This is a genomic window from Cohnella luojiensis, from assembly GCF_004564235.1.
GTDB lineage: Bacteria > Bacillota > Bacilli > Paenibacillales > Paenibacillaceae > Cohnella > Cohnella luojiensis.
In genome coordinates this window covers 12,294-35,503 of the sequence record NZ_SOMN01000033.1, presented here as the reverse complement: position 1 = coordinate 35,503, position 23,210 = coordinate 12,294, and the positions used below count along the sequence as shown (strand labels likewise).

At 51.6% G+C, this 23,210-nt stretch carries 21 protein-coding genes and 1 pseudogene; 4 read left to right on the top strand and 18 right to left on the bottom strand.

Going from position 1 to position 23,210, the window contains the following annotated elements:
* Window positions 1-6: 6 nt before the first annotated feature.
* The 9 genes from eutM to E2980_RS18900 all read right to left on the bottom strand — a co-directional run bounded on the left by eutM (window position 7) and on the right by E2980_RS18900 (window position 8,566).
* Complete coding sequence (eutM, locus tag E2980_RS18940; protein WP_135153786.1) at window positions 7-297, bottom strand: ethanolamine utilization microcompartment protein EutM; 291 nt, start codon at window positions 295-297, stop codon at window positions 7-9.
* 13 nt (window positions 298-310) lie between these two features.
* Window positions 311-1,828 (bottom strand): acetaldehyde dehydrogenase (acetylating), encoded by a 1,518-nt coding sequence (locus E2980_RS18935; protein WP_135153785.1) that lies wholly within the window; start codon window positions 1,826-1,828, stop codon window positions 311-313.
* Window positions 1,722-2,135: a BMC domain-containing protein gene (locus E2980_RS18930; RefSeq protein WP_240703098.1), complete on the bottom strand. Its 414-nt coding sequence runs from the start codon at window positions 2,133-2,135 to the stop codon at window positions 1,722-1,724. Before E2980_RS18930 ends, E2980_RS18935 begins: the two co-directional genes overlap by 107 nt.
* 15 nt (window positions 2,136-2,150) lie before the next feature.
* On the bottom strand, window positions 2,151-2,801 hold the full coding sequence (eutL, locus tag E2980_RS18925) for an ethanolamine utilization microcompartment protein EutL (protein WP_135153784.1): 651 nt from the start codon (window positions 2,799-2,801) through the stop codon (window positions 2,151-2,153).
* A 675-nt stretch (window positions 2,802-3,476) separates the two neighbouring features.
* Entirely contained in the window at window positions 3,477-4,043 is a 567-nt protein-coding gene (gene ssuE / locus E2980_RS18920) for an NADPH-dependent FMN reductase (RefSeq protein WP_135153783.1), read from the bottom strand.
* Between the two features lie 124 nt (window positions 4,044-4,167).
* On the bottom strand, window positions 4,168-4,989 hold the full coding sequence (locus E2980_RS18915; protein WP_135153782.1) for a lipase family protein: 822 nt from the start codon (window positions 4,987-4,989) through the stop codon (window positions 4,168-4,170).
* A gap of 75 nt (window positions 4,990-5,064) precedes the next feature.
* Window positions 5,065-6,483, bottom strand: a complete 1,419-nt coding sequence (locus E2980_RS18910; protein ID WP_135153781.1) for a SulP family inorganic anion transporter — start codon at window positions 6,481-6,483, stop codon at window positions 5,065-5,067.
* Between the two features lie 147 nt (window positions 6,484-6,630).
* Entirely contained in the window at window positions 6,631-7,293 is a 663-nt protein-coding gene (locus tag E2980_RS18905; RefSeq protein WP_135153780.1) for a hypothetical protein, read from the bottom strand.
* Window positions 7,294-7,588: 295 nt separating this feature from the next.
* Window positions 7,589-8,566 (bottom strand): quinone oxidoreductase family protein, encoded by a 978-nt coding sequence (locus E2980_RS18900; RefSeq protein ID WP_135153818.1) that lies wholly within the window; start codon window positions 8,564-8,566, stop codon window positions 7,589-7,591.
* 168 nt (window positions 8,567-8,734) lie between these two features.
* Between E2980_RS18900 and E2980_RS18895 the strand changes: the two genes are divergently transcribed.
* The 3 genes from E2980_RS18895 to E2980_RS18885 are packed head-to-tail and all read left to right on the top strand — an operon-like array spanning window position 8,735 to window position 11,205.
* On the top strand, window positions 8,735-9,640 hold the full coding sequence (locus tag E2980_RS18895) for a permease (RefSeq protein WP_135153779.1): 906 nt from the start codon (window positions 8,735-8,737) through the stop codon (window positions 9,638-9,640).
* On the top strand, window positions 9,637-10,578 hold the full coding sequence (locus E2980_RS18890) for a TIGR03943 family putative permease subunit (protein ID WP_135153778.1): 942 nt from the start codon (window positions 9,637-9,639) through the stop codon (window positions 10,576-10,578). The genes E2980_RS18895 and E2980_RS18890 overlap by 4 nt, the downstream gene beginning before the upstream one ends.
* 18 nt (window positions 10,579-10,596) lie before the next feature.
* On the top strand, window positions 10,597-11,205 hold the full coding sequence (locus E2980_RS18885) for a 3'-5' exonuclease (protein WP_240703097.1): 609 nt from the start codon (window positions 10,597-10,599) through the stop codon (window positions 11,203-11,205).
* A gap of 61 nt (window positions 11,206-11,266) precedes the next feature.
* On the opposite strand, the gene recQ is transcribed toward E2980_RS18885, so the two are convergent.
* The 4 genes from recQ to E2980_RS18865 form a co-directional block, all read right to left on the bottom strand.
* Window positions 11,267-13,093, bottom strand: coding sequence for a DNA helicase RecQ (recQ, locus tag E2980_RS18880; protein WP_135153777.1), 1,827 nt, complete (start codon window positions 13,091-13,093; stop codon window positions 11,267-11,269).
* A 74-nt stretch (window positions 13,094-13,167) separates the two neighbouring features.
* Window positions 13,168-15,510 (bottom strand): RNA polymerase recycling motor HelD, encoded by a 2,343-nt coding sequence (gene helD, locus E2980_RS18875; protein WP_135153776.1) that lies wholly within the window; start codon window positions 15,508-15,510, stop codon window positions 13,168-13,170.
* Between the two features lie 196 nt (window positions 15,511-15,706).
* Window positions 15,707-16,687, bottom strand: a complete 981-nt coding sequence (locus E2980_RS18870) for an aromatic ring-hydroxylating dioxygenase subunit alpha (protein ID WP_135153775.1) — start codon at window positions 16,685-16,687, stop codon at window positions 15,707-15,709.
* A 17-nt stretch (window positions 16,688-16,704) separates the two neighbouring features.
* Window positions 16,705-17,871, bottom strand: a complete 1,167-nt coding sequence (locus tag E2980_RS18865) for a BMP family ABC transporter substrate-binding protein (protein WP_135153774.1) — start codon at window positions 17,869-17,871, stop codon at window positions 16,705-16,707.
* A 563-nt stretch (window positions 17,872-18,434) separates the two neighbouring features.
* On the opposite strand from E2980_RS18865, the pseudogene E2980_RS18855 reads away from it, so the two are divergent.
* A pseudogene (locus tag E2980_RS18855) lies at window positions 18,435-19,996 on the top strand (IS1182 family transposase).
* A 120-nt stretch (window positions 19,997-20,116) separates the two neighbouring features.
* Here E2980_RS18855 and E2980_RS18850 read toward each other — a convergent pair.
* The 5 genes from E2980_RS18850 to E2980_RS18830 form a co-directional block, all read right to left on the bottom strand.
* The gene (locus E2980_RS18850) at window positions 20,117-20,383 is read right to left on the bottom strand and encodes a metal-sensitive transcriptional regulator (protein ID WP_135153816.1); all 267 of its coding nucleotides are present in this window, start codon (window positions 20,381-20,383) and stop codon (window positions 20,117-20,119) included.
* An 80-nt stretch (window positions 20,384-20,463) separates the two neighbouring features.
* Window positions 20,464-20,940 (bottom strand): DsrE/DsrF/DrsH-like family protein, encoded by a 477-nt coding sequence (locus tag E2980_RS18845; protein ID WP_135153772.1) that lies wholly within the window; start codon window positions 20,938-20,940, stop codon window positions 20,464-20,466.
* Window positions 20,941-20,961: 21 nt separating this feature from the next.
* On the bottom strand, window positions 20,962-21,753 hold the full coding sequence (locus E2980_RS18840; protein ID WP_240703096.1) for a sulfite exporter TauE/SafE family protein: 792 nt from the start codon (window positions 21,751-21,753) through the stop codon (window positions 20,962-20,964).
* A gap of 40 nt (window positions 21,754-21,793) precedes the next feature.
* Entirely contained in the window at window positions 21,794-22,021 is a 228-nt protein-coding gene (locus E2980_RS18835) for a sulfurtransferase TusA family protein (RefSeq protein WP_135153771.1), read from the bottom strand.
* A 16-nt stretch (window positions 22,022-22,037) separates the two neighbouring features.
* A complete protein-coding gene (locus E2980_RS18830; protein WP_240703099.1) occupies window positions 22,038-23,159 on the bottom strand; it encodes an MBL fold metallo-hydrolase in 1,122 nt (373 codons plus the stop codon).
* Window positions 23,160-23,210: the final 51 nt, after the last annotated feature.

Genomic DNA, 23,210 nt, shown 5'->3' with positions numbered 1-23,210 from the left:
TTCGGTTTATCCTTCTTCAAGCTTTGGAAGAATGAATTCAATGTCCGAGTGCGGGCGAGGAATGACATGGACCGATACGAGCTCGCCGATTTTCTCGGCGGCCGCCGCTCCCGCGTCCGTCGCGGCTTTCACGGCGCCGACATCCCCGCGCACCATCACGGTAACGAGTCCTCCTCCCACGTGTACTTTCCCTATCAGCTTCACGTTTGCCGCCTTAACCATCGCGTCTGCGGCTTCTATCGAGCCGACCAAGCCTTTCGTTTCAATCATTCCGAGCGCTGTCAATTCTCCTGCCATTTAGAACTCCTCCTTATTTGGGCTGCATTTCGGCTAGCACGGTTTGGATGATACGAGTTACTTCTTCTCGGGTTATTCCCAGCTTGACGAGACTGGTTAGCTGCCGGCTTTCCTCTATTCGTTCCTTTACAAGATCTTCGACTTGTCGCATGTCGGTCACGGAGGTCTCGGCGGTTGCCGGCATCTCCCGCAGCCCGAAAGCAACTCGTTTGATATTAAGCAGATGCTGCGGGCCGATGTTATCGGAGGTAATGTTTCCACCGAATGAACCGCAGCCTAGCGTCATGGAAGGCATAATTCCGGTGGTTGCTCCTATTCCGCCGAATGTGGTGCCGGTGTTGACGATGATCCGGGAGGCCGGCTTCTCTAATCCGAAAGCCTCTATGATCAAGGGGTCCTCGCAATGGATGCCAATCGTATGCCCCATTCCGCCCAACTCTAGCAGTTCGATGCAACGCCCGCATCCCTCCTGCCAATCCTTCACCGTATAGAAAGCAAGGACGGGACACAACTTTTCCGCTGAAAATGGATGCTCTATGCCAACGGACGTCTGCTCGGCTATGAGGACTCTTGTATTGTGGGGGATTGCGATTCCCGCCATATTGGCAATGACCTGCGGCGATCTTCCTACGACTTTCGGATTCATCCCCTTGCCAACCGTCAGAATCGACGCTAGCCTTCGAGTCTCCGCATCATCCAGGAAATAGCCGCCCTGTCGCTTTAATTCCTCGATTAGCTGCGGTTTGACGGCTTCATCCACGACCAATGCTTGCTCCGAGGCGCAGATGGTACCATAATCGAACGTTTTGCTTTGGATGATTTGGCTCACGGCTTGAGACAGTTTCGCGCTTCTGTGAATATAGACGGGAACATTGCCCGGCCCGACTCCGTAAGCGGGCTTGCCTGAGCTATAAGCCGCCTTAACCATACCGGTGCCGCCCGTGGCGAGAATAATATCCGTCAGCTTGTTCCTCATCAATTCTTGGCTTGCTTCCATAGTCGGCGAAGACAAACAGTGAATCAGGCCCGCCGGAGCCCCTGCTTGCTCCGCTGTACGACGCATCAGGGTCGCCGATTCCATGGAACATCGAAGCGCGGAAGGATGCGGACTGATTACGATCGCATTGCGGGATTTCAAGGCGATCATACACTTGAAAATCACCGTCGATGTCGGATTGGTCGAAGGAATGATCGCCGCGACGACGCCCATCGGTTGGGCGATTTCCCACACTTGCCTGCTATCGTCCTTGCGAATGATTCCGACGGTCTTCATATCCTTGATCGCCGCGTAAACTTCTTTTGCTACGAAGAGGTTTTTTGCTTTCTTGTCGGCCGTCCGCCCGAAACCCGTCTCTTCGACGGCTAATGCGCCTAGTCGTTCCGCTTCATTCTCCACCGTTCTCGCCATGCTTGAGACGATTTCGTCAATCTGCGATTGGGTCATCTTCTCCAGGAGTTTCTGGGCTAGCTTCGCTTCCCGCAACGCGTTCCTCGTTTCCTGGATTCCCTGCAAGTCGTTGTCCAGGTTCATGGCGATTCCTCACTCCCTTCGCCAAACTTCCATTCGATACCATCTCGAATACGGAAGGATCAGGCCGCGGAATAACGTGAGTCGCAAGTAACTTGCCTACTCTCCGTGCCGCTTCGCCCCCTGCCTCTACCGCCGTTTTCACCGATGCGACGTCCCCCAGCAAATAAATCGTCACAATGCCCGCATCGACTTTTTCGTAGGTCGTAACCCGCACGTCGGCCGTCTTGGCCGCCGCGTCCGCGGCTGAGATAAGCGCGGGAATGCCCCATGTTTCAATGATTCCTAACGCCAGCGTTTTCGGTACCAAGCCTCATCACCCGCCTTATTTCCTCGGATCACGCGCTACTTCAAATACAGCATTCGCGAATGCTTCCGCCGCCGCGCTGCAGGCAGATTGGCTTCCGGTTAACATTCCGCCTGCAAAATTCGTCTCCGTCGGCGGACCGTAAAACTGACATAGCTTAACGTCCGCCGCTTTTAACGCGACGTCCAAACCATAGACGGCCTCTAGTGGCGGCGCAATTAGATAAGCGAGAGGGTCTCCTTCGGGAATTCCTGCGACCTTGGACAAATACGTGCCCGTACGGGAGATCACATGCGCGTAATAGGCGTGCGTTCCTTCATCATTGAGGGAATAGAAGCATGCCCCGTTCTCCATTAAAGAAATTGCCGCGTCCAATCCGCTTCGAACCTCTGCCGGCGATTCTCCTCCGATAATGCCGATGAACTCTCCCGACAGAGGACCGGATGCGTTTCCCGAGCCCGCGTAGAAGGAACGAGCGTATACGACTTCGACCGCCGCTTTCTTAGTTGCCTCATCGACAGCGGTGTAACCGACGTCGTCGATGCTCGAAGTCAACATTCCCAGGCTCCGAATGCCCGGGCGAAGCTTTAACTGCTCCGCAAGTCCCGCGTCCACGTTCGGAATAATCCTGATCGCAAGCGGAACGCCTCTAATCGGCCGACGAGTCACTCCCTTCACCTCTTCGTATCCATGAAATTGTTACACGCGTGAAAACAAAAAAGTGCCCAGGCGCGAAGAACGAAGTCGTTCTTGCACCTTAGGCACCGTTGCCTGAATCTATTCTTTTTTGATGATTGCTTCTTCTAGTTTAAAGCAAGCTTACCCCTATTACAAGCGGATTCCTTCCCTAGGAAATGACAGGAACCGAGGGAATGCGAGGGGATTGCGAGGGGAATGTTGCCCGCCACTTGCGCGGGCTTAACGGCAAATCCTGCCGCTACGCGGCCCGTTGCCCGCCACTTGCGCGGGCTTAACGGCAAATCCTGCCGCTACGCGACCCGTTGCCCGCCACTTGCGCGGGCTTAACGGCAAATCCTGCCGCTACGCGGTCCGTTGCCCGCCAATTGCGCGGGCTTAACGGCAAATCCTGCCGCTACGCGGTCCGTTGCCCGCCACTTGCGCGGGCTTAACGGCAAATCCTGCCGCTACGCGACCCGTTGCCCGCCCTTCGCTCACCACTTTACGGAAAAGTGTGCACCGTGTGTAGTTAAGTGCCCTCGATCTGCCCTCGAACCTGCACGATAGCTGCACCGCGTAACACCGAATGCCGTTAAGAACTTCAGGCTTCGAGCATTTAAGCCGCTACGAGCGGGTTAAATCCACAAATCGGGTTGGTTTCGCGAACTAAGAAATAACAATTTTCTCCTTGGAGCGAATCCCGATCCACGTGATCTCCTCGGCCATCTCTTCCGCCGAACGATCCAGACGCTCCTTCAATTCCTCGGACAACTCAAATCCGCCGTCGTCGAGCCTCTGCACCCACTGGTCGATGGCATAGACTCCGCCAAGAATGTTCCGGCTGCCTAAGACGGAGAGAATCGGTTTCAACGCGTAATCCAAGCTCAGCAGATGCGCGATCGTTCCGCCGATGAATAGCGGCAATGTTGCCTTGCCTTTAAGTCCCGTTTGCGGAAACAGATCCAGGAAGGCTTTTAAGATTCCCGTGAAGGAAGCTTTGTATACCGGACTCGCGATGACGACGCCGCTAGCGGATTCCACCAGAGCCAGCGCATCTAAGATTTTCTCGTCTTTGAAGTTGGCATGAAGCAACGCCTCGGCCGGAAGCTCCGATACTCGAATATGGCTTATCTTAATGCCTTGCTCGATCCACTTGCTTTCAACACGCTGGATGACTCCGTTCAGTCGGGAGCCCGGCGTTGGGCTGCCTGAAATAATAACGATGTGACTCATGGTTTTTTCCTCCGATACGATAGGTTACGAGCGTTTGAATGCTATCCAGTAACCGGTGATTAAGATAAGTATAACGCTTCCGCGCTTCACTGAAACCTATACGTCGAATAAGCTATCATGAACTTCATGAGCGGGAGCGCAAGGTTATAATCCTTCCTTCACTTCTCGCATAATCGGGGCAAAATCCCGGACTCCCCCTATTAAGTTCTTCTGCAAACAAGGGGTCCCTCTTTGCAAGCACCGAATAATAGCTGCCGATAGCGTGATTAGCGAGAATCGAGCCGTTATGGAAGGCGAGCGCCTCCGATGTACGAACATGCTCATAGTCATAAGTCTTGTCGTCCTTCGGGAGCTTGAAGGTCTGCGGCGGCAAATGAGTAACCACGTCGAAGCGGTTGTGCACCCGATAGCTTTCATCTATTTTACTCTCATAGGATTTAGCGAATTGGTAATCTCCGACTCGCGGGGAACCGAAAGTGTAGACGACGGGAGGTCGGAACGCTGAATTGTTGACCACATCAAGCGCGCACAAAGTGGCCAATGCACCTCCAAGACTATGTCCGGTAATATAGACGGCTTTATTAGTCGATAACTTTTCAAGAGCGTCCAATATCGACTCCCTTGCCGAGTAATAGATATCGGAGAACCCGCGATGGGTTTGTCCCGCATTCCTCATGCACTTAAACCTTGTCTGGGAAGCCCTCGCATCCGAAACCCCGTCCGTCGTCGAGCTCGTACCCCGGAAGGCTACGATCGCGTGCGTGTTGGATTGAATGATGAATCCGAATTTCTCCGAGATACCCGTTAACGATTTGGCGTGAAAATCCGTAACGAGCTCATAGGTCGCAGGTATGACGAATTTCTCATTCGGATCGTTATAGTGCGCATAGGTTTGACTACACGCGGACGCCAGGAATATTGCCGTCCGGTTATCGAATCCGCTCATCGGCAGATCCCTCCTCCGCTTCTCTCCCCATACACTATTAGGATTTAAAGCTAGATGTGTCTAGTACGTTGATGTTTATGCGGATTTAGTGGGGCTGAGGTGCCTATGCAGCACGCGAACCGATTTCCCTTTGTTCTGCAGTCTAACGACGATTTTGTCCAACGTCTTCGAGGCCGTATGGTCCCATACGTGAGTCGCCGTCAGATCCAAGCATACTTTATCGTTGTCGTCATTGAAATCGATCCGGTCTAGCAGCTTATCGCTGGAAACGAAGAAGAGTTGCCCTCGTATGCGGTATACTTTCTCGTCGCCAACCTGCTCCTCCTCGATATGAAGCTGGGTTGCGGAACGATAAGCGTAAACCAGCACGCTTAGAAGCACTCCTACGATAACGCCGATCGCCAAGTCGTGAGTTGCGACGACGATAGCTACGGTGATAAGCATAATAGCGGTATGAGCTTTCGGCTTGCTGCGAATATTGCGGAAATAATTCCAGTCGAAGATTTCGATGCACACCATCATCATGACGCCGACGAGGGCAGCAATCGGAATGCTATTGAGCACGTCATCGAGCACGAAGACGAGAATAAGCAGTACCAAACCGGCAACAAGCGTAGATAATCTTCCCCGTCCGCCGACCTTCACGTTAATAGCGGATTCCGCGATTAGCGCGCATCCGGCCATTCCTCCGAAAAATCCGGTAACCGTATTCGCGATCCCCTGACCCTTCATCTCCTTGTCCTTGCTCGTCTTCTCTTCCGTCATCTCGTCGATAATCGTCTGCGTTAGGAGAGTTTCCGAATAGCCGACAACGGCCAGAGAGAACGCCGTGGGCAATAAAATCCATAGCGTATCCCATGTGAAGGGGATATTCGGAATATGCAAGAAGGGAATCGTAGGCTCGATATTCGCAAGATCGCCTACTGCGCTTAAGTTCATCTGCGTGAAGACGACGACTACGGTCATAAAACCGACCGCAACGAGCGGCGAAGGCACGGCTTTCGTGAATTTGGGCAAAATATAGATAATGGCTAGCGTGGCGACGACCATTGCGTACATGAGCCAGGATTGACCTTCAAAATAGCGAAGCTGAGAGATGAAGATAAGGATCGCCAGCGAATTAATGAATCCGGTAATAACCGAGTACGGCACGAAGCTCATCCATCTTCCCATTTTAAACAAACCCATCGCCAATTGGATGATGCCTGTGAGAATGGTTGCCGCGAACAAGTATTCCACTCCATGCTGGGCAACGAGCGCCGTCATCAGAACGGCCATCGATCCTGCCGTCGAAGATACCATTGCCGGCCGGCCGCCGAATATCGATATCAAGACGAGAATGCAGATCGTCGAATAGATGCTGATCATCGGATTAACTCCGGCGATGAAGGCAAATGCAAGCGAGTCGGGAATTAATGCCATAACCGTCGTAATGCCAGCTAATACATCCGCGCGTATATTGGAAAACCAGGTTGTTTTTATTCGCTGTAACATGGTCAAACTCCTTTTCATGATGCTCTTACCCTTGTTGATGATAACCCGAACCGGTTTTTCCGTCTACTTCGATATTATGTCAAATCTCCTGCGGGAAATAAAAATCCGTTTCGCTTAGAAGACTAAGGGAAAACGGAAGGATTCGGTTCATTTGGGTTTGCTTTCCGCGCTATTCGAAGGTTTCTTGCGTTTCAGATGGTTCTGGTACGAAGCGTCCAGCAGGCGGTTCATTCCCTCCGCGAACTCTTCGTCGGATGCGGATTTATCGATCTTGGAATCGGGAAAACGGATATCCTTGACTTCCCAATTATTCGTCGCCAGATTGTGCTTGAAGCCCTTGGAGAGCAAAAATTTGCGTCTGTTATCCTTATACTCGGGAGCTTTCGGCTGCTCCGGCTCAGGCTTAGGAGGCTCGGGAGTTTCGGTCGGGTTCGCTGCAGGAGGAACCGGTTTAATACCGCGGGCTTCATCCGCTTTCATCTTCTCGTGCTCGGCAAGAGAGATCGGTCTAGCAGGCTTGGTTCCTTTCAGCCAATCGAGATCGTAACGCATTCTCGAGTTGATGACGTAGTAGGATTTGCCCTTGATATTTTCTTTAGGGATTTCGTCGTGAAGCTCCGGGCGCTTCTTGAAGCCTTCGATCACGAGCCTGATTTGCTCCTTCTCGACGGCGATCGGGACAACCTCATTGCCAGGCATATATACATCGCACATGACCTGCTTGAACAAAAATTCGCCAAGCACGGAATCGAAATAGTTAGTGAAGGTCACGGCTATTTCTTTTTTATTAATCGTAATCGTTTGGTTCAAGGTAAATCCTCCTCATGACTAAAAAAAGCTCGCTGACTTATTATATCCCATGAACAGGTATATTCAAAGATAACGCTTGCCAGGAGGAAAGTTACAGCATGAGACGGCTATGCGGTAGCGCTTGGCGGATTCATTATTGCGGGTTTGTTGTTTACCCTCCTTGCGTTCGAGTGGCTGGTACAGGATGGATTAATCGCAGCAAGAATGGCTGGCTGGATCGCTCCGGCGAATGCGGTTGATTGGACTCAGCTTTAGTTTTATTATTCCTCTGCGCAGGTTTATTATCATCTCTTCTTCACGGAACCAATACTATTTTTCCCGTGCTTAAACGGCTCTCCATCAAGCGATGGGCTTCTGCTCCGTCGTTTAACGCGAACAGCTGCGGTTTGTCCAATCGGAGCCGTCCTGCCATTAGGTCGCCGAATAAGGAAGAAGACCGTCTCACGCGTTCCTCATGAGTGGTCACGTGGTTCCAAAGGTCGCCTCCCGTGAGCGTCTTGGATGTATCCATTAACATTCGCGGATCAACCAGTGCCGGATCTCCCCCGGCCATCCCGTAGAAAACGACCGTTCCTTTCGTTCTCGCCGCACCGAAGCTGCCCATCAGCGTTGAGCCAACGGAATCGTAAACGACGGATACTCCGTCTCCTCCAACGGACCAATCCCTCGCCGAATGAACCCAATCCCGTTCCCCGTCCCCGTATAATAGCACCTCATCCGCTCCAACGGTCAACGCCACATCCCGCTTTGCGTTGCTTGAAGTCAGGCCTAGCACCCTTGCTCCCTTTATTTTGCAAAGTTGAATCAACAATTGGCCCACGCCGCCTGGTGCCGCATGCACCAACACTTCATCTCCGGAGCCGACTGAAAAACTGTCATTCACTAGATAATGGGCGGTTAAACCTTGTAGCAATACGGACGCCGCTTGCTCATAAGAAATCTCTTGAGGGAGAGGAATTATACGGTCAGCGGATACAAGCACCAACTCTGCATTCGCAAAGGGGACATCCGCAAAACCTACTCGATCGCCAACCTGAATACTCGTGACATCTTCCCCCACTTGCTCCACAACTCCTGCACCTTCGTATCCAAGGATATAAGGGGGTTGTCCTACGAGATGATAGTTGCCGCGACGCCTATATATATCCGCGAAATTCAGGCCTATGGCTTTCGTGCGAACAACAACGGATCCAGCCAACAACTCCGGATCCGCCACCTCGTTTATTTGCAATACTTCCGGACCGCCGAATTCATGAAATACCAAAGCTTTCAAATCCATCACTCCAACTGATTAGGCGTTAGTCTATTTAATCATAGCCTGCATCAGTATTCCCAATATTTTCGCCGTTTCTGCGCGCGATTCTCTTTCCATTAAGGCATTCCTAGAGTCGATATGTTAATCTAGACTCATCGCTCCATATCAAACTCTAGCAGGTGCAGCATGAAAACTTTTCTCCAGATGAATACGATCTTCCTAAGCATGATCATGGAAGCCATCCCGTTCGTGCTCCTCGGAGTGTTGATCTCAGGAGTCATTCAGTCCTTCATAACGGAACGTTGGATCGCGCGTATCATGCCCAAGAACCGGTTCCTTGCCTCGCTGTTCGGTTGCAGCGTCGGAATTCTGTTTCCTTCGTGCGAATGCGGTATCGTGCCGATTACCCGCCGTCTGCTGAACAAAGGAGTTCCGCTCAACGCCGGAATCGCCTTCATGCTCACGGGTCCGATCGTCAATCCGATCGTTCTATTTTCTACCTATATAGCTTTCGGTAACGATTGGAGAGTTGTCGCTATCCGCGCAGGAATGGCGTTCGCCGTTGCGCTGGTGGTATCGATGTCCATAGCTTTATTATTTCCAGTGCTCCCTCTGAGGGTAAACGGGCAACAGGTGGCGGCCGCTACTGAACAAACCGTCATCGTTAACAAACGCGTGCCGATGATTCCAAGGCTCGGCTCCGTGCTTCTCCATGCCGTCGATGAATTTTTCTCCGTCGGAAAATATCTCGTGCTAGGCGCATTCATCGCGGCCTGTATGCAGACGTTCATCCCGACCTCGTCGTTGCTGCACATTGGAAGCAATCCCTTGACGGCCTCCCTGGTCATGATGGCCCTTGCCTTCACGATGTCTCTCTGCTCGGAAGCGGACGCCTTCATCGCCTCATCGTTCCGAAGCACGTTCTCGATGGGGGCCTTGTCCGCGTTCCTCGTATTCGGTCCGATGATCGATATTAAGAATACCTTAATGTTGCTGGGGTCATTCCGCACGAAGTTCGTCATCGTCCTTATCGCTCTCGTCGCCGTCAGCACGCTAGCAGGATCCTTAATCGTGGGGAGGTTAATCGGATGATCCGGTTTTATATTTTGTTCGGTTTTGCCCTTATGTTCTCTCTCATTCATTTTCAGGGCCAACTAAATAAGTACATCAATACCCGCTATGCCTATCTATCGATCAGCGCTATCGTTATTCTACTGCTGCTGTGCGTGATAGAGGTTGCGCGGATGTACCGTCTTGAGCAAATGGAGAAAAAGAAAGAGGTGGCCGCGCAGCAACACGACGATCACCAGCACCCGCATGAGTATGAACATCACCATGACCACAGTCACGATCACGAGCACCATCATCACGCTCACGACGACCACGGCCACTCCCATGAGTCTTCCTCCAGATGGAAGCGGACGATCGGCTACTTGATCCTCAGCTTCCCCATCTTCACGGGGATATTCTTGCCGGTGCAGACGTTGGATTCTAGCTTCGTGAAGGCGAAGGGCATCTCTTTTCCTTCCGCGGATGGCGCTATGTCCGATAAGAACCCGGGACAGCATCAATTCCTTAAGCCGGATTCTAGCGTATTCTATGGTAAGGAAGGCTACGAAACGGTTAAGAACAAAGAGCTAGCCGAGTTTCTCAGCCTCAGCCAAATCCCTCTGGACGACAATACCTATATGAAAGGCATGGAGGTTATCTATAATTTCCCCGGCGAGTTTATGGGGAAGACGATCTCGTTTGACGGGTTTGCTTACAAGGGAGAGCAAGTGGACGGGGATCACTACTTCGTCTTCCGCTTCGGTTTCATTCATTGCGCCGCCGATTCGGGCGTGTTCGGGATGCTTGTCGACTTTCCGAAGGGCACGAAGCTAAACGACGATGATTGGGTGCATGTCACCGGCAAGCTCACGTCCGAGTTCTACCAGCCGTTCAAGCAGACGATCCCTGTGCTTCGGGTAACTTCCTGGGAATCGATTCCCGCTCCCAAGGATCCTTACGTCTATAGAATCTATTCCTAAAGGAGAGGAGGCACAGCCTTGATACTAGACAATATCACCGTGCTGGACTTCGAGACCAGCGGTCTTGATCCGGCTCGCGATCGCGTCATCGAGATGGCGGCCATACGCTGCTACGGCGGCGAAATCGTTAGCCAGTTCAACACGCTCATTCGCTTCGACGGGGCTCTTGCGCCTAAGATTACGGAAATTACCGGCATCACCTCGAACGATCTGGTGAATGGCATGGATGAGGAGACAGCCTTTCGAATCTTGAACAGGTTAATCGGAGATAGCACAATCGTCGCCCATAACGCAATGTTTGACTTAAGCTTCCTGCATCATACCTTACTTAGACTCGCCAACAGGTCGTTCAGCAACCCGTTTCTCGATACGCTGACCATCTGCAGAGACCGTCATACATATCCGCATAACCTGAAAGAAATGTGCAACCGTTACGGAATCGAGCTGGAAGGAGCGCATCGTTCCCTCAACGACGTATATGCCTGCTGGAAGCTGCTTGAGAAGATGAACGAGGAAAAGAGCGTGGAAAGCGATCTTAACGTGCTCGGCTACATGAAAAAATACGGAATCCCGAAATGGTATCCCCAGCATGCGAGCATGGTGCCCGTGGAGATCAAGTATGCCTGACCTAAGACAGCTAACGTACGGAAGCCCGGAACTCCTCAAGAGTCCCGGGCTTTTCGTTTGCTCAGCTATATCGTTGTATAAGTTCCAGAAAATCTCGTCCGTATTTGGCGTACTTCGCATCGCCGATACCTTTGACCGCGCGCATCGCCCGCTCTGTCGTCGGCATGGCCCTGCACATCTCCTGAAGCGTCGCGTCGTGGAAGATAACGAAAGGCGGGAGATTCTCCGAGTCCGCGATCTTCTTGCGAAGCTGGCGCAACTCGTTGAACAGCTCGGGATTCGCAACGCTCCCCGAAGTCGACGCCGAAGTCCCGCTGCCATACCTGGAGGAAGACCTGCTGCTCCGGGATACGGTCGGTATCTCCGGCTCCACCTTACGGTAGACGCGCTCCTCCCCTTTCATCACGTCCAGAACTTGCTCTGTTAACTGAACGACCGGGTAGGCCGTATCCGACATCCGCAAGTAACCGTCCGCCACAAGCGCATGAATAAGCTGCGTTAGCGATTTTTCCTGCATGTGCTTCAACAGGCCGTAAGTCCTCAGCCTGTCGAAGTTGAATTGCCGAATTTTCGCGTCGTTCGCGCCTCGCAGTACTTTCGCCGTCAACGTTACGCCGAACCGCTGCCGCATTTCGGATACGCACGCAAATATTAGCCTTGCTTCCTCCGTAACATCCTTCCGCTCCCGCGTATCCGTGCAGTTCGCGCAAGTTCCGCAGGGCTTGCCGTTCTCCTCGCCGAAATAGCGGACGATCGTCATCTGAAGGCATTCTCCGGTATGCGAATACTGCACCATCTCGTTGAGCAGCCGGTAATCGTTCTTCTTGCGCTCTTCCCCTGCTTCGCTCTGCTCGATGAAGAACTTCTGGGTGACGACGTCCTGCGGAGAGAACAGCAGCACGCACTCCCCCGGCTCTCCGTCGCGACCCGCACGCCCTGCTTCCTGGTAATACGCCTCTAAGTTCTTCGGCATATTGTTATGAATGACGTATCGAACGTTCGACTTGTCTATTCCCATCCCGAAAGCGTTCGTTGCGACGATAATCTGCAAGTCATCTCTCTGAAAAGCGTCTTGAGTGCGGGCGCGTTCCTCTTCGCTTAGTCCCGCGTGGTACTTCCCCACAGGCACTTTCAAGGAATGGACGAACGAGAAGACGCTTTCTACCTCGCGACGAGTGGAAGCATAGATTATGCCTGCCTGATCCGAGTGTTCCTTGATGAATCTAGCGACATAATCGCGCTTGTCCACATCCTTGACGACAGTTAGAGCAAGGTTATCGCGAGCGTAACCGGTTGTCACCCTCACCGGATCGCGCAGCTTAAGCCGTTCCACGATATCGTCCTTGACGACATCCGTCGCAGTTGCCGTGAATGCCGCCATTACCGGACGAGACTCTATGTCCCGAAGCAGCCTCGTAATCGTCATGTAGCTCGGGCGGAAATCGTGACCCCATTGCGATACGCAATGCGCTTCATCCACCGCGATAAGCGGTATTTCGAGCTTACGCACCAGCTCTCTGAAATATTCCGATTCCAACCGTTCCGGAGCAACGTACAGCAGCTTGTAATGTCCCGCCGCCACGTGCCTCATCCGTTCGTTCGTCTCTTTCACGGAGAGCGAGCTATTAATGAAAGTCGCCTCGATCCCCGCTGAATTAAGCGAATCGACCTGATCCTTCATTAGCGAGATAAGCGGAGAGACGACCAACGTAACGCCGGGAAGCAGGATCGCCGGTATTTGGTAACAAATAGACTTCCCCGCTCCCGTCGGCATGATGCCCAGCACGTCTTTGCCTGCCAGAATCGCTTCGATCAGCTTGCTCTGTCCCGAACGAAACTCGTTATAACCGTAATAAGTTCGCAGTGTTTCAATTGCCGCTGGATGCATGATAATCCTCCATGTCTATCGAGAGATTGATATTATTGCTTTCATTCCCTCCATAGTTGCATTTACTACGGGTCTTACTTAGGAAGCCAAGGAGAAGCGTCGCCGGTGTGGTAGATATGCAACACGTGCAAGGCACGGGTGCAAACCGTGTACAGCAGCTTCCGATCCTTCTCTTTCCCGTAACGGACGGAAGAAGCATCCCATACGAGAACGGCGTCGAACTCGATCCCTTTGGCCAAGTAGGACGGGAGCACCGAAACGCCCTTAGGCAGCTCGGCGGAACCTCCCGTAACGAGGGTAACCGGCACGTCGTCCGGCAGCCTTTCCTTCAGAAGAGCTGAAGCATTGCCGGTCTCGTGCGCCGTTTTCGTAATTACGCCAATCGTACCATAACCCAGCGCTATCAGCTCGCTAATATCATCACTGACGTTTTCGCCCAATTGTCCGACATCCTTGCACGCAACCACTCTCGGCGGTTCCCCGTTCCTATGGAAAGGGGTAATGCCCGCCGAGTCCTCTTCCGCCAGTATGCCTTTCGTATATTCCACGATTGGCTCCGTAGACCGGTAGCTCGTCGTCAGGCGCAGAACGGATGTCGCTTCCGGCGCCATCAGCCGAGTCCAGCCTCCGAAACCGCCGTTTTCCTGCGACTGAAGATAGATCGCTTGGTTAAAGTCACCCAGCACGGTCAGCCGAGCGCGCGGATAACGCCGCCGCAAGTACGCCGCCTGGAACGGAGAATAATCCTGCGCCTCGTCCACGAACACATGCTGAATATCGCCTTCTACGCGGCGGAATCCTTCCAACGCTTCCGAGATATACATCAGCGGCGTAGCGTCCTCATGATCGATGACTTTGCGGCCTATCGTCTCTTCCGCTCGCTGCAGCATCCATTCCCAGCCAAGCGGCAGCTTGCCGTCCGGCGAGCATGACATGAACAAAGAACGGCTCTCGAACAACTCGCGGTATGTCGCGACCGCGTCCAGAAACCGGAAGTTACGAGCAGCCTTTACTAATGGAGCCACCGATTGCTCCGCCACGCGCCGGCGCAGCCTTGCGCTCATCTGGTCTTCGTCATCGAAAGCTTCGTCGTGGAAGCCTCCCCTTCTCCGAACGTCTACGTAGGCACGCTGGATTTCCTCGCTGTCCACCAGCTCCGCCGCTTCATCAAGCCATGCCTCATCCATCTGGGAATCCACCCATGCATTAAGCCGTTCAAGCAACCAGCGCCGCACTCCGGCTGCACGGGTTCCAAATCCGTCAGCAGCTCGAATACCGTAGAATCGCTGCGACATTTCCTCTGCCGATACGATCGTCATGCTGCGGAAGCGCAGAGGACGGAAACGCACTCCCTCCTGCTCAAGCCGTTTTAGATAATTTTCAACCGTAATAAAGAAATGCTCCGAACCCTTGTATATAACCGACCGTTCCCTCGATTCTCCATCCGTCGTTCCATCCGCTGCCGCTAAAGCTTCCGTCTGCGAGAAGAGATCCTCGACCTCGAACCTGCGTCCAAGACGAGCTTCGATCAGCTCCCGGAACGTCATCTGCCGCATGTTGGCTTCACCTAGATCCGGCAACACGCGGGAGATGTACCCTTTGAATACGGGATTCGGAGAGAAGAGAATGATCTGGTCCGGACCGAGCGTCTCCCGAAATCGATATAGCAAATAAGCGATCCGCTGCAAGGCCGCAGATGTTTTCCCGCTTCCCGCCGCGCCTTGCACGACAAGCAGCTTGTGTTTCTCGTCGCGGATAATCCCGTTCTGTTCCTTCTGTATGGTGGCCACGATGCTCTTCATCGAGCTATCCGAACCTTCGGACAGTACAGCCTGCAGGATTTCATCCCCGACCGTCTCCGATGTGTCGAACATATGCTTCATTTGCCCGCCGCGAATGACGAACTGGCGCTTGAGCTTAAGCTCTCCCTCCATTCGCCCGTCAGGTATGCGGTAGGAAGCCGGTCCCGGTTCATGATCGTAGAACAGGCTGGACACCGGAGCTCGCCAATCGTAGACGTAGAACGTCTCCCCGTCTTCCCCTACCAGGGTAGCACGACCAATGTAGATAACCTCCGTCCAGCTTCCCTTTTCCGCAAAATCAATCCGCGCGAAATAAGGCGAGTCGAACTGCTTCGTCAGCCGTTCCACCGCCTCGGACGCCACCTTGTGGCTGCGCTCCCGCTCCGCGAGCAGCTCCGCCTGCTGCACGATGCTGCTCCAGGTTTCTCCGACCTCCGTGGAATCGGAGAAATTCATCCGCACGTCGTCCCAGAATTCCTGTCGGATGCCAACCACGTCTTCCCGCCGGTCCCCGAGTAACGCAAGCTCCTTGCGCATCCTTCTGCTTACCTGTTCAAGCACGACGAGCAACCGTTTCTCTTCCTCGTCGCGAGGCGAATCCGGCTCTTTTACCATACCGCTCAACTCCTCATGCAGTAAATCTTAAAACGCCTGCGTTGAGATTTGCTGTCATCATACGAAAGCCTTCGTAATCTATGTTGTAACATGCGCAACAACCAAGTGCAACATTTCCCCTCTAATTATCGCCTATGTTCCGTTGCACAGAAAAACCCCGCACAATCTGCTTGTGCGAGGTCTATTCCAAATCTTGTTATGCCGTGCCGAAAGTTACTCCCCATTGCTTCAGCCGTTGCCTATAGGCAATGCTCATCCGGTCGCACTTTAGATGCAGCTCCGCCTGCAGATCAAGCGGCAAAAGTTCAGGCTTCTGGTTTTCCACCATCACGCGGTCCTGCTCGATTAAAGTGTCCTGAAACGCGATGAACGCGTCGTCTGGAGCGTCTTTATCGTAATTGCGCGCTTTAAGCATGTAGGCTCGGCTCTTCTGCTCCGTCATGGGCAACACCATCAGGAACAAGTGAAACATTTCTCCATTGTCCGGATTCCGTTTAATCAAAGCCGCCGTGAACGGTCCATATACCTCGTAAGTATAATGACTGTTCATGCTCGTGCCCCGGCCATCCGCGTCCGGCTGGAATACGACGATCTCGTCCGTGCGGAGAACTCCGTTGTATTCGTTCACGCGGTAGTCTTGGATTTCCGGAAATTGGCTATCTCCAAGCAGGCCTTCATGGACGAACATCAGATGCGAGACGTCCAAGAAATTCTCCACGATACGCGGCCCAGCGGCAGCAAGTTCATATGGCCCCATAAGTACGATCTTTAATTCCTCATCCATATTGGCGAAAAATGACGGGACGTCTGCTTTAGGCGTTCCTAGGCAAATCCAGACGAGCCCATGTTGTTCGAAGCAGGCGTACGCGCTGGCTTTCGCTTTGTCCGGAATGGCCCGATCGGCCGGCAGGGAGGGAATCCTCACGCAATTCCCGCACCCGTTATACCGCCAACCGTGATAGGCGCATACCAGTTCATCATTTTCGACTTTGCCTAATGAAAGGGGAACACCCCGGTGTATGCACAAATCTTTAAAGGCATGAACGCCGTTGCTGGTTCGAAACAGTACGATTTGTTGCCCGAACAGCTTCGCGGGAACCGGTTTATCGTGCAGTTCTGAGGAGAGTAGCGCCGGATACCATTGTTCCAGCATAGCGGGAGACAAATCGTCTATCATAGCGCCAGCTCCTTTCTTTATTGCGGGATCGTACCGGATACGCCTTTAACGAACCAGTTCGTCGAGAGAACTTCTTCATCCGAGAGCGGCTTGCCCGCTTCGCCGTGTACTTTGCCGGATGCGTCGGTAATCGGTCCCGTGAACACTTCGAACGTTCCGTCGATGATTTCCTTCTTCTTTGCCTCGACTAAGTCTTTCACGTCTTGAGGAACGTTTTTGCCGAATGGCGCGATGTCGGTAATTCCGGTGCTCATATGGCCCCAGTAAGCTTCGGATTTCCACGTGCCGTCCATGTACTTCTTGACCGTGTCGATGTAATACGGACCCCAATCCCATACCGGGTTCGTTAAGTAAGTTTCAGGTGCGAATCTGCTCATGTCAGAGTCGTTGCCGATTCCCCATACGTTCTTCTCCGCGGCTGCTTGGATGCTTGCAGGCGAATCCTGGTAAGCGGCAAGCACGTCGACTCCTTTATCTAATAAGCTTACCGCTGCCTGACGTTCTACCGTCGGATCGAACCAAGTATTGCTCCAGACGACCGATACTTCGATGTCGGGATTCACGCTTTGCGCGCCTAACGTAAAAGCGTTTATCGTGTATACGACTTCCGGAATCGGGAACGCGGCAACGTAGCCGATTTTATTGTTTTTAGTCATTTTACCTGCGACCATGCCGACCAGGTATCCGCTTTGATATTCCCGGCCCATGTAAGTTCCGAGGTTCTTCGCGGTTTTGTATCCGGTATTATGGAGGAAAATTTTATCCGGATGCCTCTCGGCTACCGCGACCATCGAATCCATATACCCGAAGCTGGTACCGATGATGATGTCGTTGTCCTTCGCCAAATCCTCGAAAACCCGTTCGGCGTCCGGACCTTCAGGTACGTTTTCCACTACGGTAGATTTTATCCCGAATTCTTTCTCCATCTCTATGCGGCCGATATCATGCTGATAAGTCCAGCCGCCGTCTCCGGGAACTCCGATATACACGAATGCGACCTTGGGCAATGGCTTCTCGGAAGCGGACGGGGATGCCTCCGGGGACGCCGCCGCGCTGCTTGCCGGCGGTTCGCTTGAGGCCGGAGCGCTCGAGCTTGCCGATGGCGAAGCGTCCTCCTTATTGGAACAAGCGACCGCGAATACCATTAATAAAGACAGAATGACTACCCAACCCTTTTTTAACATGCGTGTTTCTCCTCTCTATCCATGTGGTTTCTCTACCGTCGCTCGGCCGAAAATATGACAACTGGACGAAATCGACTTTTGTTCTTATAAGAAATATATATTTACGATATATATACGTCAACTTATTTAACATGAAATTGTGAAATAGACAAAAATATCGCTCGATAGTTCAATCGAAACCCAAAAAACAACTTAAATATGTGATGTTATATAACGTATTAAAGTGGAAGCCGATGTGAAAGTAGAAGAAGGTGTAGAGGGGATCTTCAATAGAATCGCGGAAAGTGGAAACTTTTGAGCAGCTTCTTTCTTTTATATCGATTATGGATTTTGAGGGGATGAATCTCCTTCCGGTTGCTGTTGAAATCGTGAAATCTGAATAGGTAAACTCTTGGCAAGGAGATTTCACGATTTCAAAGGCAAACGCTGTCGCTCCTCCAGGAGATTCATCCCCTCTTTTTTTCATCGATTAAAACAAAAATAAGCCCATAGGAACACAAAAAAGAAACCGTCCTTTGGTAAAATGGAAGTGTCGAGCAACCATTAGAAAAGGAGAGGTTTCTTTGTACATTCAATATACCATGGACCAATTAACCCTGCCAATGGATCTTGAGGAAGACATCCCCCAGAATCATCTTGTTCGAGTCGTTAATACAGCTGTGAATCGGCTGAGCGACGAAATCTTCTCCTCTGCTTATCCGGGCGGCGGCCGAGACAGCTACCATCCCAAGATGCTTACCAAGGTCATCATCTACGCCTACACTCAGCGCATTTACTCCTCCCGTCAGATCGCCAAAGCCGTTCGAGAAAATGTTATGTTCATGTGGATCGCCGGCAGGCAACGGCCGGACTTCCGCACCATTAACCGTTTTCGTTCCGAGCGGATGAAGGCAGTGCTCGAGACGGTTTTTTACTGCTGTCCTTAAGTTTCTCGCAGAAGAGAAATATGTATCATAGGAGCATTATTTTGTGGACGGCACAAAGATTGAAGCCAATGCCAACCGTTACACCTTTGTATGGGGCAAAGCCGTCGTGAAGCACAAAATGAAACTACAAGAAAAAGTTCAGACGTTATTTGCGACCATTGCAGAAGCAGAAAAACAAGAAGATAACGAGCATCACGGACAAGACCTTCTGGAGTTAGGCGATGCCGCAGCCATCACAAGCGAAAAGTTAGAGACGGCTGTCAAACAGTTGGAGCTCTCGCTGCAAGAGAAACCTAAGGACAAGCCGCTTAAGAAAGCCATAAGCAAGCTCCGCCGAGATCTGTTGCCGCGGCTTCGAAAATATGAAGGCGCTCAAAACATTCTTGGAGAACGGAACAGCTACAGCAAGACCGACAAAGATGCCACGTTTATGCGCATGAAAGAAGACCACATGAGAAACGGGCAGCTCAAGCCAGGCTACAATGTGCAGATCGGGACTGAAAATCAGTTTATCTTAGCATACAGCCTCCACCAGCGGCCAACGGATACGCGGTGCCTAAAACCGCATTTAGAAAAAGTAAAGTCAGTGCTTGGCAAACTGCCCAGCACCATTATTGCAGATGCGGGTTATGGCGGGGAAGAAAACTACGCTTACCTAAAGAACGAAAAAGTTGAAGCGATTGTGAAGTACGGCACCTACCATAAAGAAAAATCTAAGTCTTGGCAAAGCGATATCAGTAAAATAGACAACTGGGATTACAATGAGGAAGAAGATAGCTGGACATGCAAAGCTGGCCAGAAGTTAATTTTTCGCCGCAAAAGCAAAGAGAAAACCGAAAGCGGATATGAAATTGAGTATCGTCATTATCGCAGCATGAGCTGTGAAGGATGTCCATTGAAAACCTTCGTGTACAAAAGCAGAAGGAAATAGAGAAGTAAAAGTAAGTCTGAAGTACATACGTCTGAAGAAGCAAGCTAGGGACAAGCTTCGAAGTGAAGATGGATACGCGCTTTCCGTCAGGCGGATGATTGAGCCGGAAAGTGTGTTTGGACAAATAAAGAATAATCGGGGATTCCGGCGCTTCCTGCTTCGCGGCTTGCCTAAGGTAAGCCTAGAGGTCGGCTGGCTTTCGCTTGCCCATAATCTGCTTAAGAAAGCCGCAATTGACCGAAATAGAGAAATGGTGGTGCAGGGATAAATGATCCTGCATCACCTTTTCTCTATTTACCATGATTTTTTTACTCCGAGTGAGCTATCTCATCAGTAAACTTAACTACTTTTGGGACAGCCCCATTGCGACTCCCATGCTAGCCCTGTTTTAGCGGCTCTTCACGAGCAGCTCGATCGCTTCCTTCACCATTCTCTTCGTGTCTCCGCCAGCCGCTTGCTCTTCAATAATGCATTGCTCCAAATTTTCGGCTACGATGGTTGCAATCGCCTTATCCGCCGCGCTGCGTACCGCAGATAATTGAGTAATGACATCCTTGCAGTTTTTGCGTTCCTCCATCAACCGAAGGACACCGCGTACCTGCCCTTCTAACCGCCTCAACCTTTTCTTGAGATCGTCATTGTATTCGTAAGCCATTTCTTTAACGCCTCCTCGTTCGTCCAACATACCTATATGGGTATATTATAGACCAAAAAATAAAGCCGTTCCATCTCTTATTAAATAAACAAGTTCACTTTGGCATTCGTCGCATCGCCAAGGTATGCCGCAACTCCCGCGTATTGCATCCCGTCGCTTAGCTCTTCCTCTTTCAAACCCAGCAAATCCATCGTCATCGTGCAAGCGACGAGCTTCACCCCTTGCTCTTGAGCCAATTCGATCAACTGCGGGAGCGTGAGCGCATTATGCTTCTTCATTACATGCTTAATCATCTTAGGTCCCATTCCCAGCATGTTCATTTTGGAGAGCCCCAGCTTCCGAGCCCCACGCGGCATCATCCACCCGAAAGCTTTTTCCAGCAATCCTTTATTGGTCTTAACGATCTCATCCTTCCGCATCGTATTCAAGCCCCAGAAAGTAAAGAAGATCGTTACGTCATGATCATAGGCTGCCGCTCCATTGGCGATAATAAAGGCGGCTATCGCTTTATCCAGTTCCCCGCTGAATAAAACGATCGTTGTTTTTTCTTTTTCCATTCGTTAGCGCTCCTCCTTAAATTAAATGATAATATCTGTCCATATCTTCACGACCGTCGAAACGATTAATACGATTAAGATCCACTGTAGCGCTTTGGTATTAATCTTTTTACTGATCATAGCGCCAATCGGGGCTGCAACCAAACTGGCCGCCACCATGATGATCGAAGGATTCAGCAGCAAATGGCCACCCATCACTTTACCTGCCGTTGAACCGATAGATGAGATAAACGTGATGGCGAGGGAGGAAGCAATCGCGACCCTTGTCGGTATTTTCAGAATAACGAGCATGACCGGAACCGTGATGAAAGCCCCCGCCGCACCCACGATGCCGGATACTACGCCAATAATGGCTGCAAGTACGAAAGCCCATGGCTTGCTGAATGTAACCCGAGCGAAGTCCCCATTGTCCTCCTCCCGTTTCGGGAAGAACATCAGGATCGCTGCTGTCAGTGCTAGAACGGCATAAGTCACATTGATCGCCGTGTCGGCTAAAAATTGAGAACCGTAACCACCCGCGAAGCTCCCGATAACGATAGCGACGCCCATATATAGCACTAGTGACCGGTTTATGAATCCGCCTTTGCGATAGGCGAACATGCCTGCCAATGTGGCAAAAAATACTTGAACCGCGCTGATCGCTGATACTTCTTGCGCGGAGTATGCTGCAAATCCTAATGCCGGCGGTATATAAAGCAACATCGGGTATTTAATGATCGATCCGCCGATTCCCACCATGCCCGAGATCATTGATCCGACGAACCCGATCGCGAACAATAAAATAATTAGGCCAAAGTCCATTTCATTCCCCATTACGCCTTACGCCTCCTTGATGAGGGCTCTACCTTCGTTCTTAACCTTTTCTAATGAGGAAGGTGTGAACGCCGTTTGATTCTTGGTGCGATATCCACTCGTTCTTCGATTGTTTGACCCATGCTTTAAAATCGTTCAAGGCTCCCTTGTCCGTGGAAACAAGCTCCATGATTTGCCCCGGCAGCATTTTATCCAATGCTTTTTTCCCCTTTACTAAGGGCATCGGGCAAGCTAGCCCTTTCGTATCTACATGAACGTCGATTTTCAACGTTTATTCCTCCTTTTTAGTCGTGGATTGCGCAGCGGTTCGGACCGATTTCCATCTCGCGTTGCTCTTCCGCGCTTGGTTGGATGAACCCCATATTGACCTTTCTTATTTCTTGATAGGCATGAGGCTGCGAGGGTAAGTTTGTCGTGACGGCTAATCTGAAAGCATCTTCATTCCCCATGTTGAGACCGGGGTTCGTTGCATATAGATCACCTAAGCGGGCCGATACTTTACCACCTTCGCCTAACTCGGTTGTTTTGCCGAAATGAGCGGGCAGAACGATCAATTCGTCGGATAAGGCTCTATACTTGTCATATAGCGTCGTTCTCAAGTGATCCGCCCAATCCGAGGCGTTACCAGCCAAATCCGGTCTCCCGATAGACTCGACGAACAGAATATCTCCGCTAAGTAAATATTTGCCGTCAATGATAATGGACGTGCTTCCGATGGTATGCCCTGGGGAGTATATCGGCTGGATGGCGATCCGAGTATTTCCCACCGTGATTTGATTACCTTCATCTAGCGGGTGGTAATGGAAGGTCACATCCTCCGCATCCTTAGACGGCAACCAATAATTGGCTCCATTATTCTCCGCGAGCCTTCTGCCCCCAGAGATATGGTCCGCATGAAGATGCGTGTCCAGCGTATGTTTGATTTGAACCCCTCGTTGCTTCGCGAATTCCTCGAATACATCCGTCATCCGAAGCGGGTCTACGACAGCGGCTTCGCCGCCCGAAATCAGCATGTACGACAAGCAGCCTTTGCCCAATCTCACGAACTGATAAAGCTCCCCACCAGACTCCAGAGCGCCAATTCTAACAGGCTCCAGATGTTCGCTCCAAGCTTTCATGCCACCTTGAAGGAAATAAATATTGCTTAAGCCCAATGCAACAAGCTGCTCGGCAACGAATTGCGAAGAACCCTCTTTGGCGCATACGACAAGGACTCTGCGGTTGTCCGTGGGCAGAAGAGGGAGAGCCGAATCAACACCCTCCAACAAATCAAAGTACGGGATATTGACGCTCTCGACGCGGATACCCTCGATTTTCCAGTTATCATAGTCACTTGAATTGCGGACATCTAAGATGAATAGTGGAAGTTGGTTTATAATGGCGCGGGCAACCGCTTCCGCGGGCATCTTGATCGGTTGTCCATGTTCAAGGATGGTTGTCATGTGTATTCTCGCCTC

Excerpts from the sequence above, each read along its gene's own strand:
- eutM (WP_135153786.1), bottom strand. The coding sequence starts at position 297 with ATGGCAGGAGAATTGACAGCGCTCGGAATGATTGAAACGAAAGGCTTG.
- E2980_RS18935 (WP_135153785.1), bottom strand. The coding sequence starts at position 1,828 with ATGAACCTGGACAACGACTTGCAGGGAATCCAGGAAACGAGGAACGCG.
- ssuE (WP_135153783.1), bottom strand. The coding sequence starts at position 4,043 with ATGAGTCACATCGTTATTATTTCAGGCAGCCCAACGCCGGGCTCCCGA.
- E2980_RS18915 (WP_135153782.1), bottom strand. The coding sequence starts at position 4,989 with ATGAGCGGATTCGATAACCGGACGGCAATATTCCTGGCGTCCGCGTGT.
- E2980_RS18910 (WP_135153781.1), bottom strand. The coding sequence starts at position 6,483 with ATGTTACAGCGAATAAAAACAACCTGGTTTTCCAATATACGCGCGGAT.
- E2980_RS18895 (WP_135153779.1), top strand. The coding sequence starts at position 8,735 with ATGAAAACTTTTCTCCAGATGAATACGATCTTCCTAAGCATGATCATG.
- E2980_RS18890 (WP_135153778.1), top strand. The coding sequence starts at position 9,637 with ATGATCCGGTTTTATATTTTGTTCGGTTTTGCCCTTATGTTCTCTCTC.
- recQ (WP_135153777.1), bottom strand. The coding sequence starts at position 13,093 with ATGCATCCAGCGGCAATTGAAACACTGCGAACTTATTACGGTTATAAC.
- helD (WP_135153776.1), bottom strand. The coding sequence starts at position 15,510 with ATGGTAAAAGAGCCGGATTCGCCTCGCGACGAGGAAGAGAAACGGTTG.
- E2980_RS18870 (WP_135153775.1), bottom strand. The coding sequence starts at position 16,687 with ATGATAGACGATTTGTCTCCCGCTATGCTGGAACAATGGTATCCGGCG.
- E2980_RS18865 (WP_135153774.1), bottom strand. The coding sequence starts at position 17,871 with ATGTTAAAAAAGGGTTGGGTAGTCATTCTGTCTTTATTAATGGTATTC.
- E2980_RS18850 (WP_135153816.1), bottom strand. The coding sequence starts at position 20,383 with ATGGCTTACGAATACAATGACGATCTCAAGAAAAGGTTGAGGCGGTTA.
- E2980_RS18845 (WP_135153772.1), bottom strand. The coding sequence starts at position 20,940 with ATGGAAAAAGAAAAAACAACGATCGTTTTATTCAGCGGGGAACTGGAT.
- E2980_RS18840 (WP_240703096.1), bottom strand. The coding sequence starts at position 21,753 with ATGGGGAATGAAATGGACTTTGGCCTAATTATTTTATTGTTCGCGATC.
- E2980_RS18830 (WP_240703099.1), bottom strand. The coding sequence starts at position 23,159 with ATGCCCGCGGAAGCGGTTGCCCGCGCCATTATAAACCAACTTCCACTA.